The organism is Mesorhizobium sp. WSM4844 (assembly GCF_055811775.1).
On sequence record NZ_JBVVQB010000155.1, the window covers coordinates 1 to 934 of the forward strand.

Here is a 934-nt window from a genome sequence, read left to right on the forward strand (position 1 = left end):
CGCCCCGAACGGCACGGGCGCACCATGACCGTCCAGCAGATACAACCGCGTGTTCGCTATCGGACGCCCGATCGGGAGACGGCGGAATGTCTTATCAATTGCAGTGATCTCGCAAACTGTCGCGAAGGTCGTTGTCTCGGTCGGACCATAGCAGTGAACGAGACGTACAGGACCTTCTTCCCTCAGCAATTTCAGAAACGAGGGAAGGTCATTGCTTTCGCCTCCACAGAGGAGGTATTTAAGTTGTGCTAACGTCGGGGCAATCGATGATGTATACTGGTTGAATAACGCTGTTGTTAGAAAAAGTGATGTCACCCCTTGCTGTTCAAGCGTCCTGGCAAAACTTGATGCATTTAAGACGGTGGTGGCATCCATTGCAATAATGCAGCCACCGTTAAGCAGCGGCGCCCACACTTCAAATGTGCTGGCATCGAAGGCGGGATTACCCGCCCATGCCACACGATCTCCGGCATCGATCTTCGCATAGCCATTGTTGATGACGAGCCGGTTGACGGCACGGTGAGGCACAACAACTCCCTTGGGAAGGCCAGTCGAACCAGACGTGTACATCACATAAGCGGCAGCTTCGGCGCTCAATGCCAGGCCAGGATCGGCACTACATCCTGTTCCAACCATGAGCGGCTCAATGGGCAAAACAGGGATCGTCGCCTCAACCAGGTCATCATCGTCACTCTTGCCAAGCACCAGGCGCGCAGCACAATCGGCCAATAGCCATTCTTGTCGCGCAGACGGAAGAGCGCGATCGACCGGCACATACACTCCCCCCGCCTTGAGGATCGCCAGCTGCGCCACCACAAGGGCGACGGAGCGGTCAAGCATTGTCGCAACGCAATCCCCCGGCCTGATCCCGAGCCCGATCAGATGATGGGCCAGCCGGTTGGCCCGCGCGTTGAGCTCGCCATAGCTCAACCGC

The 934-nt window shown here is 57.2% G+C and carries 1 protein-coding gene; it reads right to left on the reverse strand.

Going from position 1 to position 934, the window contains the following annotated elements; all coding sequences use genetic code 11:
• Positions 1–930, reverse strand: a 930-nt coding sequence (locus AC0L2A_RS36205; protein ID WP_473612968.1) for an AMP-binding protein, incomplete at its 3' end; no start/stop codon positions are given.
• Between the last annotated feature and the right edge of the window lie 4 nt (positions 931–934).